Source organism: Leptolyngbya sp. CCNP1308 (genome assembly GCF_034932455.1).
In the GTDB taxonomy this organism is placed as follows: Bacteria; Cyanobacteriota; Cyanobacteriia; order Phormidesmidales; family Phormidesmidaceae; genus Nodosilinea.
Genome location: NZ_JAYGIH010000077.1, coordinates 43,743 through 59,174 on the forward strand (window position 1 = coordinate 43,743; position 15,432 = coordinate 59,174).

The window sequence follows — 15,432 nt, forward strand, 5'->3', positions numbered from 1 at the left end:
GGCTATCCCCTGGAGAATGGAGAGGCCCGAGGCTACTCGTCGGCAAAAATATATTTATAGAGGTCGTCGGGGTTGGGTTCGGGGCTCTCTTCGGCAAAGGTGAGGGCATCGTCGATGGTGGTTTGGATGCGATCGCGCACTTCCTTCAACACCCCCTCGTCAGCCAGATTTTGCTCTAGCAGGTAGCCCTCAAATCGCTTGATCGGGTCGCGGGCCAGCCAGGCCTCTTTCTCGGCCTTCGATCGCAGCTCGTCAGGATCCGCCAGGGAGTGGCCCCGAAAGCGGTAGGTGAGCGCTTCAATCAGGGTTGGGCCTTCGCCAGCGCGGGCGCGAGCTACGGCTTCCTGGGCGACAGCGCGTACGGCCATTACGTCCATGCCGTCAACTTCGACGCCGGGCATGCCAAACACCGAGGCCTTCTTATAGATCTCGGGCTGGGAGGTGGCCCGCTCGTGGGCCATGCCGATCGCCCACTTGTTGTTTTCCACCACAAATAAAATCGGCAGCTTCCAGAGGGCGGCCATGTTCAGGCATTCAAAGAACTGGCCGTTGTTGCTGGTGCCATCGCCAAAGAAGCAGGCGGTCACCTGGTCGGCGCTGGGGTCACCCAGGGCGTCGCGGCGGTAGCGCGACTGAAACGCCGCCCCCAGGGCCACGGGAATGCCTTCCCCAATAAAGGCAAAGCCCCCCAGCATGTTGTGCTCGCTGGAGAACAGGTGCATGGAGCCGCCCCGCCCCTTGCTACAGCCAGTCTCTTTGCCAAACAGCTCGGCCATCACATTCTTGGCGGGTACCCCGGCGCTGAGGGCGTGGACGTGGTCGCGGTAGGTGCTGCACACGTAGTCGTCAGAGCGCAGGGACTTGATCACTCCGCTAGAGACCGCTTCCTGCCCGTTGTAGAGGTGCACGAAGCCGAACATCTTGCCCCGGTAATACATCTCGGCGCATTTGTCCTCAAAGAAGCGCCCCAGGATCATGTCCTCGTAGAGCCTTAGCCCCTCTTCGGGGGCGATCTGGGCTGTTGGAGCGTGGAATTTGGGTAACGTCCGTTCTTGAACCATGGGTTTGCTGGGTCCTACGCCGCGATGTCCAACATTTGACTATACCGAAAAGTATCCCCCCTTGGGCAGAGACCCGGCTGGAGATACGCCCTACATCATACCGATCGGGCTTCTGGGCAACAGTGTTCGGCTTGGCCATCGGGCCAAGATAGTGCGATCGCTGCGGCCAATCTCCTCTACTTCTCTACCGGCTGCTGAGTAGTCTGGGGGCAAGGGCCAGATCTTTACTCAATGTTTAATTGCATTGCAACCGGGCGAACTGACCTACATAAGCTAACTTGCTGAGCGGGCTCGAACGAAGCGAGCCGCCAGCCAATTTTTTTTGGCCAAATTATGAGGCTGATGGGGAATTTAGATGGCGCTGGCCTTTTGGGTCAAGGGGCACCGTGGCCCTGGCGGCGGCGACAGGCATGTGTTATAAACTTCATTTTTGTTCTGCTTTTGGGGCAAACGCGATAGGGTGTAGCTACTTCCCAGGGCTGGTGGACCACAGTCTGGCACAGTCTGGGGAAACCGCGGGTTGAGACGATGGTTAAGGCCCATGAATGCAGTGCCATCGGCGTTGAAGTTGGGGTGATAGTTACGCGCTGCGGTAAAGTTCGGCGGTTTAGACAGTCCGCAATAAATCTTTTTGGATACTATTTCGAGTGAATTCGCCGTTGGGGACGTGAGCTGTGCAAATTCCGTTAGACTACTACCGAATTCTGGGGCTGCCGATTCAGGCGACGGCCGACCAGCTAAAGCAGGCCCACCGCGATCGCGGCTTGCAGCTGCCCCGGCGCGAATTCTCCACCGCCGCCATTGAGGCCCGCAAGCAGCTGATCGACGAAGCCTATACCGTTTTGTCTGACCGCGATCGCCGCCGCGACTACGACAGCAAGTTTCTCGCCAGCGCCTACACCGTCGATATGGCCCCCGAGCCCCTGCTTGAGAGCCGCATCCCCGGCCTGGAGGTGAGTGCCGACGCGGGGGAGGCGGCGCTCAGGTCGCTCGCCACTGAGCCCGGCGGCAGCGAGGCCCAGAGTTCCAAAATTGAGATCGAGAGCGATCAGCTAGTGGGGGCGCTGCTGCTCTTGCTGGAGCTAGGGGAATACGAGCAGGTACTCCAGCTGGGCCAGCCTCAGCTCGTTAACCCCTACGCCAGCGGTGGTCTGGCCACCCCTGAGCCGGCCCAAGACGACGTAGTGCTCACCCTGGCTCTGGCCTGCCTAGAGCTGGGCCGCGAGCAGTGGCAGCAGCGCCAGTACGAAATTGCCGCCGAGTCGCTACAGACCGGCCACGAGCTGCTGGCCCGAGGCAACCACTTCCCCAACCTGCGGGCCGAGATTCAAACCGAGCTGTACAAGCTGCGGCCCTACCGGGTGCTAGAGCTGCTGGCCCGCCCCCTCGACCAGACCCGCGAGCGTCGCCAGGGGCTGAAGCTGCTCAAGGCCATGCTCGAAGATCGAGGCGGCATTGAGGGCAGTGAGGACGACCTCTCTGGCCTGGCCATTGACGACTTTTTGCGTTTTATTCAGCAGCTGCGCGACTACCTCACCGCCAGTGAGCAGCAGGAGCTGTTTGAGCACGAGGCCCGCCGACCATCCCCCGTGGCCACCTACCTGACGGTGTACGCCCTGCTGGCCCGAGGGTTTGCCCGCCACCAGCCCGCCCTGGTGCGCCGCGCCAAACAATTGCTGCTGCGCCTGGGTGCCCAGCAAGACGTTCACCTAGAGCAGGCGGTGTGCGCCCTGCTGCTGGGCCAAACCGAGGAGGCCAATCGCGCCCTGGAAATGAGCCAGGAGTATGAGCCCCTGGCCTATATTCGCGAGCATTCGCGCCAGTCGCCCGACCTGCTGCCGGGGCTGTGCCTCTACGCCGAGCGCTGGCTCAAAGACGAGCTATTCCCCCACTTTCGCGACTTCAAAGACCAGGAAGCCACCCTCAAGGACTACTTTGCCGACGCCCAGGTGCAGGCCTATCTCGAAACCATGCCCGCCGGCTCGGGGGCAGAGGCGCGATCGGAAGCGCGTCCCCTGGGATACCCTCCCCAGGTCACCCAGGGGACGCTGACTGCCGCCGCTGGGGCATCCCAATTTTCGACGACTCAATTTCCTACGGTTGAGGGGTCGTTGCCGATTGGCGCGCCCACCATGCCCAACCCGGCTGCTGCCCCCCGGCGCAACGCCCCGGAATCTGCCCCGAACGGCTACAGCGCCAACGGCAATGGGGCTTACCCGCGAACGCCCCAGGCCCGCAACGGCAAAGGCCGCCCCAGTCAGCCCCAACCCTGGGCCAATGGACTGGCGGACGGAAGCGCCTCCGACCCAGAGTTTCGCAGTGGCCAGGGTGAGGAAGACGATCTCTCCGTGGCCGAGCGGGTCGCTCAGCTATCGCCCGACGGCAAAATGGCCGCACCGGGGAGCGAAACATCGGCTAAGCCAGGATCTGAACGGCGGCCCCTGACCCCAGCTACGGCCACCCTGGCACCCGGACAGGCGTTGTCGCCCGGTATAGCTTCTTCGGGGCGGCGCAGTCGCGGAGCCGCACCCAACTGGGGACGGCTGGCCATAGTGGGAGCGGCGGGCGTTGTGGGGGTGGGGATTTTGGGCTTTGGCACGATGCGAGCCCTGGGCTGGGTGGCGGGGGTCTTTAGCGGCCCCAGAATCTCGGGCCAACCCCTGGCGATTCGCGTTGACCAGCCCGTCTTTGAAATTCCGGAAGCGCCGCCCGCTCCCACCGAGATTGGCGTCAACGATATGGCCGGTCGAGTGATTAACGAATGGCTGGAGATCAAGCGCGGGGCGCTGGGCGAAAGCTACCAGGGCGATCGCCTCGACGATATTCTGCTAGAGCCAGTCCTTACCCAGTGGACCCGCCGGGCCGATGCCGCCGCCGCCGAAAGCTGGTATTGGGAATATGAGCACAACGTCGAGGTTGAGTCGGTAACCCCCGACGACCCGACTTCTGACAGTTTGCAGGCGATCGCCGTCGTCTCCGAAAAGGCGCAGCTGTTTGAGTTTGGCGTCGAAAATGCCAATGCCGCCTATGACGACACCCTGAGAATGCAGTACGACCTGGTACGCCAGGATGGCAAGTGGTACATCCAGGGGATGAATAAGTTAGCCGATGTGAATTAGAGTTGGCTTGGGTGAGAAGACGGGGGAACGGATAGATTCCTCACAGGGATGGGTGGTTCCCCCGCCCCCATGATGGATTACCATAAACGCTCATTTTGATGTCCGTAGTTCGGCAATCTCTCCGGACGGGCGGCACCTGACTGTGTTTTGATAGAATGCTGTTCGTATTAACCCTAAAGCTGAATGCCAGTAGATAGCCTGCCCGCTCCTCAGTTGCCCATGGTGCTCGACACCCTTACCAACCCAGGGCTGCCCAGCGACGAATGTCCTCGTCGGGCGCGCATTCAGATCGACCTGCTGCTGCTGGCCATTGAAGCCCTTGACCTGGGGGGCGGTGAAGCCATGTTGGCCACCTCCCGCGAACTGGCCCTAGAGGGGCTGGTGAAGGGGCGGGTGCACCTGTGGCTGCTGCGGGGCACCAACCCCATGCGGCGCTACAGTCAGCGCCGTCCCCTCGACATTGAAGAGGCTAAGGCGCTAGTGATTATTATTTGCGCCCTGGCGCGGCGGCTAACGGTGCTGGTGCGCCAGCTGCTAGTGGGCTATCAACAGCTGGCCGATAAGCAGCTTTCCCCCGAGCACCACTTTCGTTTGGCCGACTATCTGAGCCGCTTTCGCAGCCACTTTCGCGCCCGCATGAACCCGCGCCGGGCTGGAGTGATTGCCTACAGCACCGACGAAAAGCTCGACGAGCTGGCCCTTGAGCTTTTGCAAGAACTGCTGCTGTGCGCTGGGGTGCTCGGCCCCCAACGCCTGTGGAATAGCCTGTTTGACGGAGAAGTATCATGACCGTTCAACGGCAATACACCCTGCCCCACTGCAACCTGGTTTTAGAAGGGCTCAGCGCTGACGCCAACGACCCCCTGTCGCCCCTGGCGGTGCTGATGAACGCTGAGTGCCACCTGCCCGGTGCCACCGATGCCACCCTCGCTGGGGGGCGCGAATTTTTAGACAGTCTAGTGGCCGCTGTGAGTCGCTACGGCCAGCAGTTGCTCAGCGGCGTGCCCTACCCCAGGGCAACGGGGGCAGCACCACCCCTGGTGGAGATCAAACCGGGGGATCTCCCCTACCACCACCACCTGATTGTGCATCAGCAGCCCTTGGGCGAGCCCGTCAGCGACCTCAACGCGCTGCCGCCGTTAGATATCCAGCTCACCACGGTGCAGTTCTACGACCTGATGGAAGCGGTCGATCAGCTGCTGGCCGATAGCCAAACCCTGCCCGATATGAAGGCCCAGTTTCAGGCGGTGTCGCGGCGGCTGGTGCGGCCCAGCGAACCCATGACAAAGCGGGCGGCCCCTGCGGCCCTGGGAGCGGCGGCCCTGGCTGCCGCCGGACTGGCGCTGTTCTTTGTGCCCCCGCCCGAGTTTGAGCCCAGCCGCCCAGAGTCTGAGGCCTCGGCCCCGGCAGCAGCCAGCGCAGTGCCGGGGGATCCCCCCACTGCCGACGGTGACAGTAGCGTGGCGGTGGCTCCTGATGGCGACGGCCTAGACCGTCTGGAGGGTGCCCCAGTGATTACCGACGCGGCCACCATTGCCCTGTTGCAGTCTGACGTGACCCAGCGGTTGCAGGAGGCCTGGGCCGATGCGCCCCGTCCCAGTGGCGATCTGGCCTATCGCATGGCGATTTCCGAAAACGGCGATATTTTGGGGTACCGATACGAGAACGACCTAGCCCTGGAGGAGGTCGATAACACTCCGCTGCCCGAACTCGCCTTTGTGCCAGTGGCAGGTGCGGAACCAGTACAGGAGCGAGTGGCGCAGTTTATCGCTACCTTTACCCCCGACGGTGAGGTGGTGGTAGAGCCCACCGAGGCTCCCACCGAGGCCAATGCCGCCGAGCTGCCGCTTCTGGAGCAGAAGGTGACCGATGGCGATCGCATTCGCGAACTCAACAGCAATCTCTACGACAGCATCTTGGCTGAGCTAGAGCCCCTCTCGGCTAGCGAAGCCCTGCGGTTTCGGGTGCGCCTGACCGAGGCGGGTGAGGTGGTGGGCTACGAGCCCGTCAACGCTGCTGCTGGTCTGTTGGCGACCGAGACCCCGTTACCCAGCCTGGTTACCGCCGCCGACAGCACAGACGCTCAGGCTGACTTTCAGGTGGTGTTTACCGAGAGCGGTGTGCTAGAGGTTAACCCCTGGGATGGCTGGCCCCAGTAGGCTGAGATCCCTCCCTAGCGCTGTCGATGCCCCTATGATGCTAGCCCGATGTTTCTAGCCCCACTGCACCATGGCTGATTCCCCCGATCTGCCACCGTTGCCCTCAGACCCCGCTTCGGTGTCTCCCCACCCGGTAGTGCCGCCGCCTGCACCCAAGCCCCGCCGTTGGGCAGGGCTGCACGCGCTGTGGACTCTGGTGGTGCGCCTAATTATGCTGGGTGCTGGCGTCAGCCTGGGCTGGCTGGTTGGCATGGTGGTGGCCCAGGCGTGGCCCGCCCGCAATCCAGAGCCACCGCTGACGGAGGTGATCCTGCGTCAGGGCAGTCAGACCCAGCGCAAACTGCGGCAGCTGCCCCGTTGGTGGCAGGGCGATGGGCCGGTTGATGGGGTTGTCGATGAAGTAGCACCAGCGCTGGATGCTTCTTCGTCAGCAGCTTCTGGCGTTGTAGCTGCACCGGAGGCTGAGCCGCCTGTGCCGGACGAGGAGCGCGATCGCATTCAGACCGACCTCACCGCCCTGCGCCAAGACCTTGCCAGCCTCAATACCCGCCTGGCCGAGCTAGAAACCACCGTGGGGGGAGTACCCACGGGGACGCTCGAAGATCGCTTGCAGCGCCTCGATCAGCGCCTTGGTACCCGCGATAATCGGGCCAGCGGTGATGCAGCCCGTGAAACCCCTGAAACTGCTGAACCAGAGACACCCACAGTTGAGCCATCGCCAAAGACAGCCTCAGCGGCTCGGGTGCCCTACCAGGAACCGCGCTTTCCGCTGGTGCGCGATCGCGTCATCTTGCCCAGTGCCCTGCTGTTTGAGCTAGGCGGCAGTACCTTGACCGCCGCTGGCCAGCAGCTGCTCGACAGCATTGCCTCCGACCTGCGCCGCTACGGGGCCGCAACGCTACTGGTAGGCAGCCACACCGACGGTGCGGCATCCCCCGATCTGGCCAGCCAGCTCACCCTACAGCAGGCGATAGCAGTGCAGCAGTATCTGGGCCCCCAGCTAGAGGGGAACGGCATTCGCTGGGTGCCAGTGGGCTATGGCCAGACCCGGCCCACCACGGCGGGCACCACCGCCGCCGACCAGCAGCGCAACCAGCGGATCGAAATTGGCATTGTGCCAGGTAGCTAACCCATGCGACTAGTCTTTTTTGGCACCCCTCAGTTCGCCGTGCCCAGCCTCCATCGATTGCTGGCCGAGCCGGGGTTTGAGGTAGCTGCCGTTGTCACCCAGCCCGATCGCCGCCGAGGCCGGGGTAGCCAGGTAGATGCTTCGCCCGTAAAGCAGGTCGCGCTCCAGGCCAACTGTCCCGTCCTGCAACCCACCCGCATCAAAAAAGATGAAGCCACCCTCACTGCTCTAGAAGACATCCAGGCCGATGCCTTTGTGGTGGTGGCCTACGGGCAGTTGCTCTCCCAGCGCATTCTCGATATGCCTCGGCTGGGCTGCATCAACGGCCACGGCTCGCTGCTGCCCGCCTACCGGGGCGCCGCTCCGATTCAGTGGTGCATCGTCAACGGCGACACCGTCACCGGTATGACCACCATGCTGATGAACCTGGGCATGGATACCGGCGACATGCTGCTCAAGTCATCCCTGCCCATCGGCCTGCTCGATACCGCTGGAGAGGTGGCGACGGCCCTGGCTTACCAGTGCGCCGATCTGCTGGTGGAAACCCTGCACGGCCTGGCAGCTGAGGTGCTCAGCCCAGTGCCCCAGGATGAGGCTCTGGCCACCTACGCACCGCTGATTCAAAAAGACGATTTTGAGCTGCACTGGGGGAAGGCCGCGATCGCAGTCCACAACCAGGTGCGCGGCTTCTATCCCAACTGCGTCACCCCCTTTCGCGGGCAGCCGCTCAAGGTCATGGCCACGGTTCCCCTGGGAGAGCCCTACTGGGCAGAACTGCCCTCTGAACTGGTGGCTATGCGGGAGGCGGTGGAGGGGGCGATCGCAGCCTCCGCCCAGCAAAATCCGACCCCCGGCACCATTGTGGGATTGCTCAAGGGCCAAGGCCCCCTGGTGCAGACCGGCGACGGGCTGCTGCTGCTGCGTCAGGTCAAACCCAGCGGCAAGCAGGCCCAGGGAGGGGCCGATTTCGTCAACGGCAGCCGTCTGCAAATCGGGGAATCCCTCGGCTAGATAACCGCTCCAAACTCGGTTGGTAAGCTAGAAGAATTTGGGTCATCCTTTCCGCAGAGATAAATCGCCGATGAAACCAGAGCCTTCAGCCTCTACGCCGCTCTACGGCCCGGTGCCAGAGTATCTGCAAACCCGCCGCGAAGTGGTGTTTTTGGTGCTGGGGGGGCTATTCCTCGGCACCCTGGGGATGCTCAACATTCTCGGCATTAGCCGATTTGTCAATATCTTTACCTGGGGCGATTTTGCCGTCACGGTGGCCGTGGGTGTGCTGCCGTATCCCCTGACCTTTCTCTGCACCGACCTGATCTCAGAACTCTACGGCAAAGAGCGGGCCAACCAGGTGGTTTGGGTGGGGCTATTGCTCAATCTGTGGGTGCTCTTCATTGTCTGGCTAGGGGGTGTGCTGCCGGGGCTTGAGGCCACCGACCCAGCTACCGGCCAGCTATTGCGCGATGCCGCCGGGCGACTGCCGGTGTTCTTTGAAATTCGCAACCTCACCTTTGGGGCCGTCACCGCCTCCATGCTGGCCTACCTGACGGCTCAGTTTGTCGATGTCTACCTGTTTCACTTTTGGAAAGAGCTGACCAACGGCAAGCACCTGTGGCTGCGCAACAATGGCTCCACCCTGGTTAGCCAGCTGGTCGATACCATCACCGTAGTGCTAATTACCCACTTTCTCGCTGGGGCGCTCCCCATCGATGCAGGCCAGGAACTGTGGCCCCAGCTGATTCGCTTTATGGGCTACGGCTACACGTTTAAGCTGATAGCCGCCCTGCTCGATACGGGGCCGTTTTACCTCTGCGTATTTTGGCTGTCGGAGTATCTTGGGCTAGAATCCCCCCTCGCCAATCCAAAATCCCCTAACCTAGTCAGTCGAGGGCAAGATTGACCGAATCAAAGCGAGGACGAACTGATTGATCAATCTTGCCCCTGCCTAAAGTCCTGCAAATACCAGTCGGATAAAGTTCAAGGGTTGACAGCTAAATCTGCGGTACTGGCGGTAAACCGGAGACTTCGTCGATCTGTTCTAGACTGCCGCTGTCGAACTCGGTTTGGGTTAAAAAGCGAAACACCTCCTGGTACATGGGCTTCCAGTATTCGTTGCTCATGTTTTGGCTGACTTCTAGCGGGTCAACCATGGGGTGGGGCACCAGAGCCTCGCTGGGGAAGGTGTACAGGTAGTGGTTGTCGTAGCGCTTGAACAGTGAGGCCTGACTGAGAGACTGCGCGAATTTTTGGTTGGTTTGTAGGTCAGCGGCGTCTTCGTTTTCGGTCAACATCATCAGCGTGGGCTGGGGGCGCAGGGCCGCGACGTTGTCTTTGCTTTGCACAAACGCGCCAAACCGATTGGCAGCGGTAAAACAGCCCAGCGGAAACCGCAGTTCGTCCCAGCCAAATTCTTTGACATCCAGGGGGCCAGCCAGGTTGATGTAGCGCTCGCGGGTTGCGCCGCCATACACCTCTAGCAGCGGCGCAAAGGCCACCACTTTGGCCACACGCTGGGGGTTTTTGGCCCCCAGGGCCAGGGCCACGGCTCCACCGACCGATAGGCCCACGGTGTAGACGGGGCCAGGCAACGCCTCTAGCTCGTCTAGACGAGCCTGGGCATCGCTCAGGTAGGCCAGGTGAGACGACACAAAATAGCGGTCAAAGTCGGGGTCGTCGTCGCGCTCGATCGCAGCAATAATATCCAGCAGGCGGGGTTCTAGCTTGCTGAGGCGGGCCATTAGCCCAACCATTTGTACGGGAGAAGGGGTGGTAGCACCCTCGCCAGAGGCCGCCAAGTTGGCGAGAAAATGTTGCAGCACCGGGTCGGCATTAACTTTTTCCCGCAGAGGCACTAGAATCTCGGGTTTGAGATCAACCTGGGGCCAGTTTTGGTCAGGATTGACATAGGCATGGCCCGCCAGGGTGGCCTGATACACATTGAAGCCGTTGCGAAACAGATAGTCGGCCAGGCGCGACATCTGGTGGGGTTTGGCACTAAACCCGTGGAACATCAAGACGGTGCCTTTAATTGGGGTATTGGCCTCGTGAAACAGGTAGTAGGGAAAAGCGCCGTCTCGCCGGTCGGGACGGGCGGCAATCGTTTGTACGTAGGTCTCAATGCGCTGCCGCGTAGCCTGGAGCTGATCGTGAGTCGGAGCAGTGGGGCTGGTTTGCAGGGTGACCATGGGCCTAGGGGGATGAGGATTATGTCGTAACTACCGCCGGAAGACTAATGCTGTCTCCTCCGGTTGCTACAGCGACACTAGCCCAAATTCCACCAGGGCAGGATAAAAATTGCGGTTTTCGTGGCTGGGGCGGCTGAGCTTGAGCAGGGCAAAGCGTTGCAGGGGGCGCAGCGATCGCCACTGCTCTAGCCCAATCTCAGCCCCGATCGCCTGCGCTTGGGTCTGCACATCTGTGGGGACGGCATTGCCGTTGTGCCAAGGAGGATCGGGGTCGATGGCCAGGGTTGAGGCGGGGGTGCCCTGGACGCGGTGCACTAGAGCCTGCACGTAGGCGGTATAGGCTACGGTGGCATCGCGATCGCTGCACTGAAGCTGAGTGAGGCGATCGCGTTCGGCCTCGCTAAACCGGTGCCAGTGCTCCAGCTTGAGCTTGACGCCGCAGGTGTCGAGCTTGAGGCGCACCTGCATGGGAATGCAGCGCAGCGACTCGACAAAGTCAGCCTCAAACTGAAAGAAATCGTTGGCTTCTAAGGATGTGTTGACCTGGGTCATAGGAGGTTGGGGCAAAAATGATCCTAGCGAGGCTGAATTGAATGCACGTCGAGCCGATAGGTCTGCCCCTGGTGGGTAATGGTCACCGGGGTAGAGCCAGCTCCAGTTGGCGGTGGTGGAGCTGGAATAGGGGTAAAGGTGACCCGCTCGACCTGCTCGCCAGGGTTGGGGGTGAGCGATCCGGCCACCTGGCTGGCCTGTTCAAGCTGATTGGTCAGCGACACCAGGCCGCTGAGCCCGTTGATCAAATCGCGAATGTTGCGGCGAATCTCTGGGTCGCCGGTTAGCTCATCCACGTCGGCCAGCACTTTGTTGGCGCTTTGAAAGACGCTGCGAGCCGAGTCCAGGGTTTGCTGGAGCATGACCAGATTTTCATCATTGTTAAAGGTGCCCGTAATCGAGCGAATGTCGGCGGCGGCCAGGGCGGCATCGGCGGAGAGACGGTCGAGGTTGGCAATAAACTCGCTCTGCTGAAGGGCCGGGCTCAGGGTAGTGGTAATGGCCTGAATTTCGGCGGCGCTGCGATCGAGATTGGTGAGGGTGTTTACCAGGGTGCCCCGGTTGCTGACCACCAGACGATTGACCTCGGTGCCGGTAATTTCAAACTGGGCGGCCGCCCTGCCAACGTTGTCGGTAGCGCGGTTGGCCGAGGCCATTAGCGGCCCCAGGTCGGTCTGCAACTGCCGCGACAAAACAATCAGCTCCGCAGACAGCAGGCTGGCGCTCTCGGTCAGGGTGGTGGCGTTGTCGAGGGTAACTTTGAGGTCGGCAACCAGCTCTGGATCGGCAAAGGTATTGGCCAGCTCCTCCGCCGAGCGAATCAGCGACTCGTAGCTGGCTCCCACCTGGCCGTCTAGGCGATCGCCGTCACAGATAATCGCCTGGCCAGGGCAGCCCTCCCCCGTCGGGTCAACGGCTAGTTCCTGTTCGCTCAGCAGCCGCTGGGGGGTAATGTCGATGGTGGTGTCACCAATCAGCCCCGACTGGTTGACAAAAATAGAGGCGTCGCGGGGAATGCGCAGATCGCTACGACCAATTTCCACCGCCACATCCACGGCGTTGGCGGTGGGCGCAATGCTCAGCACCCGCCCCACGGGTACCCCGCGATAGCGCACGTTGGTGCCTTCCTGCATGCCCAGGGTGTTGTCAAACACAATGGTGGCCCGGTAGCTGCGGCTGCCGGGGTTGAGCCCCCGCAGCCACAGCACCAGCCCGGCGAACAACCCCACCGCCATGAGAATGAGCAGCCCCACCGATCCTTCTCGAATTGCCCTTGCCCGCATGGTGCCTCTTATCTAACCGCTCAACGGCTTACTCACAACCCATTCTCTACCGAATCAGCCCGACCTGACCGAGGTGAGAGTGCTTCAGCTAAAACTTATCCGCGATCTTACCGCGACCAGCCCAGCGGGCCGAGTTCGCGTCCTGAGAAAAGATGGTTTTTAGTTGGGGTATTTTTATTGATGGCGCTGGCCAAGCTAGGCCTACTGCACCATCTGAATCGGCCCCTCGACCCGACCGCTAAAGAACTGTCGCACAAAGGGGTTGTCGGTTTCATCTACCGCCGTGACGGGCCCCTGCCACTGAATTCTGCCCCGATGCAAAAAAATTACCCGGTCGGCGGTGCGGCGAATGGTGCTGTCTTGATGGGTGACGATGAGGTACGAGCTACAGCCATTGTTGCGCTGAATGGCGCGAATCAGGTCTTCGATCACCGTGGAGGCGATCGGGTCAAGGCCCGCCGTGGGTTCGTCATAGAGCAGCAGTGCCGGTCGATCCTGCGGATTTTCGGGGTTAGAGACAATGGCTCGGGCAAAGCTGACCCGCTTGCGCATGCCCCCCGACAGCTCCGCTGGAAAGCGGTTGCCCGTACCCGGCAGCCCCACCATGTCGAGCACATCATCGACTATCTGGCGAATCTGTTGGGCGGGCAGTCGAGAGTGCTGATAGAGCAAAAACCCCACATTCTCTTCCACACTGAGGGAGTCAAACAGTGCCGCCTGCTGAAACACCATGCCAATGCCCACCGGGTCTGGGGAATCTTCGATCAGCCCCTCGCGGCGCTGCCCCTGCACGTAGACCTCGCCCGCGTCGGGAGACAAAAGCCCAGCAATGATTCTTAAGATAGTAGACTTGCCGGTACCTGAGGGGCCAATGATCGCCACCGCTTCGCCCCGGTACAGGGTGAGATCGATGTTGTCGAGCACCTGATTGTCGCCAAACTGCTTTGAGATGCCCTTCAGCTCTAGTAATACCTCGCGATCGCAGTTGCCCGAGGCTGGTCGGGGGGCAAGGTGGGAGTCTAGGGCCGCGGTAGTCTGCCCCTGGATAATACTGGGATCTTGGAAGTCGGCCATAGACCTTACCGATGGGAGTAACCCGTGTCTGCTCAGCAGTCTGGCTGCCTAGGTTTATCTGAGCTGCGCGGCTGGGTTTACCAACCATTAACAGCCACCGGGGCATATCCATGCCTTGACTCTATCAAATAGCCGCTAAAATCGAAGGCGCTGGTGCTCAATCCTATCAAAGGCTGTTTGAAACGCCTGGGCAAGTTTGTCCGCTCGCGGGAACATTGCTGAGGCTGGGCGATCGCTTGGGCTAGGTAAGACAGCTCGATCGGCTACAGCCTTACTGCTCGTTGCAAACCGCCGCTCAGGTTGGTCAGATCGCTATCGACCTCCTTTCATGTTCCTAAAATCTTTTTATACGGCCCTGACCAGACTGTTTCGTCAGGTCAGACGAGAGACCCTGACCCTGGCCCCGCCACGGAGGGTGAATCGACTCATGTGGTGGCTAGCGCCTGGGCTGATGGTAAAACGCTGGCTATTTTTAAGCATGGCGGGCGTGCTGACGGTGGGCGTGGGGATGATGATTTGGCTCAAGCTAACCCCGGTATTTTATACGGGGCGGCTGCTGGGCGCTGCGCTGCGAGCGTTTACCACCTACGTGCCCAACTATGTCAGCGGGCCATTGGGCATCCTGCTGGGCCTGGGGCTTATCTTTTGGGGCCAGAGCCGCACGGTAGGGGCCATCACCGATGTGCTAATTCCAGGGAATGAGGAAGACCTGCTCGATGCCCTGCTGGCCCAGCGGCGGCTGTCGCGGGGGCCAAAGATCGTGGTGGTGGGCGGCGGAACGGGGCTGTCTAACCTGCTGCGGGGCATGAAGCGTTACAGCTCCAACATTACGGCTATTGTGACGGTGGCCGACGATGGCGGCTCGTCGGGGCGGCTGCGGCGCGAGATGGGGGTGCTACCGCCGGGAGATATTCGCAACTGCCTAGCAGCCCTGGCCGACGAAGAAAAGCTGCTGACGGAGCTGTTTCAGTATCGGTTTGAGTCGGGCAGCGGCCTGGTGGGCCACAGCTTTGGCAACCTGTTTTTGACCGCCATGAACGAGATCACGGGGGATCTGGAGCAGGCGATCGCCGCTAGTTCCAAAGTGCTGGCGGTGCGGGGCCAGGTGCTGCCCTCGACCTCGGTGGATGTGCAGCTGTGGGCCGAACTCAGCGATGGCCGCCGCATTGTCGGCGAGTCAAAAATTACCGAGGCGCGGGGCCGGATTGTGCATATTGGCTGCCTGCCCCCCAACCCGCCGCCGCTGGCCAAGGCGATCAAGGCGATCGAAGAGGCCGACTACATTGTGATTGGCCCCGGCAGCCTCTACACCAGCATTATTCCTAATCTGCTGGTGCCCGATCTGGTGAAAGCGATCGCCGCGCGGCAGGTGCCTCGCATCTATATCTGCAACATCATGACCGAGCCGGGCGAGACCGATGGCTTCTCGGTGTCTGACCACATTCGGGCGATCGACTCGGCCTGCGGCTGCTACCTATTCGATGCGGTGCTGGTGCAGAAGGTGATGCCCTCCGATGCGGTGATTAGTCACTATGCCAAGGCGGGGGTGGGGCCGGTACTGCTCGATCGCGCCGCCATTCTCGACTCGGGCCGCCGCATCATTGCCGCCAACGTGATGGAAGAGCGCGAAGATTTGACGGTGCGCCACCACAGCGAGCGGCTGGCGCGGGTGCTGCTGCGGTGGTATACCCGCACCCAGCGGCTGTGGTGAAGGGGGGGCAGGGTTAGGGTCGCACCCTTATATCTTGAACCTCGAACCTGTAGTTCCTAGGGGCTGTCATCAATTAACTGCTGATGGCCCAAGAATCAACGGTTACAGCCCCTAACCTGTTTTTTTGGGTCGGGCGTGGCAACGCTGATGGGATAAGGA

12 protein-coding genes are annotated in these 15,432 nt (G+C 61.4%); 7 read left to right on the forward strand and 5 right to left on the reverse strand.

What is annotated here, in order from left to right; genetic code table 11:
- Positions 1-32: 32 nt before the first annotated feature.
- Positions 33-1,061 carry a pyruvate dehydrogenase (acetyl-transferring) E1 component subunit alpha gene (gene pdhA / locus VB780_RS22785; RefSeq protein ID WP_323353481.1) on the reverse strand — a complete coding sequence of 343 codons (1,029 nt, stop codon included), beginning with the start codon at positions 1,059-1,061 and terminating at the stop codon, positions 33-35.
- Between the two features lie 674 nt (positions 1,062-1,735).
- Between pdhA and VB780_RS22790 the strand changes: the two genes are divergently transcribed.
- The 6 genes from VB780_RS22790 (at position 1,736) to VB780_RS22815 (ending at position 9,368) form a co-directional block, all read left to right on the forward strand.
- Entirely contained in the window at positions 1,736-4,180 is a 2,445-nt protein-coding gene (locus VB780_RS22790) for an IMS domain-containing protein (RefSeq protein WP_323353482.1), read from the forward strand.
- Between the two features lie 183 nt (positions 4,181-4,363).
- On the forward strand, positions 4,364-4,969 hold the full coding sequence (locus VB780_RS22795) for a DUF3038 domain-containing protein (protein ID WP_323353483.1): 606 nt from the start codon (positions 4,364-4,366) through the stop codon (positions 4,967-4,969).
- Positions 4,966-6,339, forward strand: coding sequence for a DUF4335 domain-containing protein (locus VB780_RS22800; RefSeq protein ID WP_323353484.1), 1,374 nt, complete (start codon positions 4,966-4,968; stop codon positions 6,337-6,339). Before VB780_RS22795 ends, VB780_RS22800 begins: the two co-directional genes overlap by 4 nt.
- Positions 6,340-6,409: 70 nt before the next feature.
- On the forward strand, positions 6,410-7,468 hold the full coding sequence (locus VB780_RS22805) for an OmpA family protein (RefSeq protein WP_323353485.1): 1,059 nt from the start codon (positions 6,410-6,412) through the stop codon (positions 7,466-7,468).
- A gap of 3 nt (positions 7,469-7,471) precedes the next feature.
- Positions 7,472-8,479, forward strand: coding sequence for a methionyl-tRNA formyltransferase (gene fmt, locus VB780_RS22810; protein WP_323353486.1), 1,008 nt, complete (start codon positions 7,472-7,474; stop codon positions 8,477-8,479).
- Positions 8,480-8,549: 70 nt separating this feature from the next.
- Complete coding sequence (locus tag VB780_RS22815) at positions 8,550-9,368, forward strand: queuosine precursor transporter (protein ID WP_323353487.1); 819 nt, start codon at positions 8,550-8,552, stop codon at positions 9,366-9,368.
- Positions 9,369-9,459: 91 nt separating this feature from the next.
- On the opposite strand, the gene VB780_RS22820 is transcribed toward VB780_RS22815, so the two are convergent.
- The 4 genes from VB780_RS22820 to VB780_RS22835 form a co-directional block, all read right to left on the reverse strand.
- Positions 9,460-10,653, reverse strand: a complete 1,194-nt coding sequence (locus VB780_RS22820) for an alpha/beta fold hydrolase (RefSeq protein WP_323353488.1) — start codon at positions 10,651-10,653, stop codon at positions 9,460-9,462.
- 66 nt (positions 10,654-10,719) lie between these two features.
- Positions 10,720-11,205, reverse strand: a complete 486-nt coding sequence (locus VB780_RS22825; RefSeq protein WP_323353489.1) for a nitrate reductase associated protein — start codon at positions 11,203-11,205, stop codon at positions 10,720-10,722.
- A gap of 23 nt (positions 11,206-11,228) precedes the next feature.
- Complete coding sequence (locus VB780_RS22830) at positions 11,229-12,488, reverse strand: MlaD family protein (RefSeq protein WP_323353490.1); 1,260 nt, start codon at positions 12,486-12,488, stop codon at positions 11,229-11,231.
- 201 nt (positions 12,489-12,689) lie between these two features.
- The gene (locus VB780_RS22835) at positions 12,690-13,562 is read right to left on the reverse strand and encodes an ABC transporter ATP-binding protein (RefSeq protein ID WP_323353491.1); all 873 of its coding nucleotides are present in this window, start codon (positions 13,560-13,562) and stop codon (positions 12,690-12,692) included.
- Positions 13,563-13,989: 427 nt separating this feature from the next.
- Here VB780_RS22835 and VB780_RS22840 point away from each other — a divergent pair, with 427 nt between their 5' ends.
- The gene (locus VB780_RS22840; protein ID WP_323353492.1) at positions 13,990-15,273 is read left to right on the forward strand and encodes a gluconeogenesis factor YvcK family protein; all 1,284 of its coding nucleotides are present in this window, start codon (positions 13,990-13,992) and stop codon (positions 15,271-15,273) included.
- Positions 15,274-15,432: the final 159 nt, after the last annotated feature.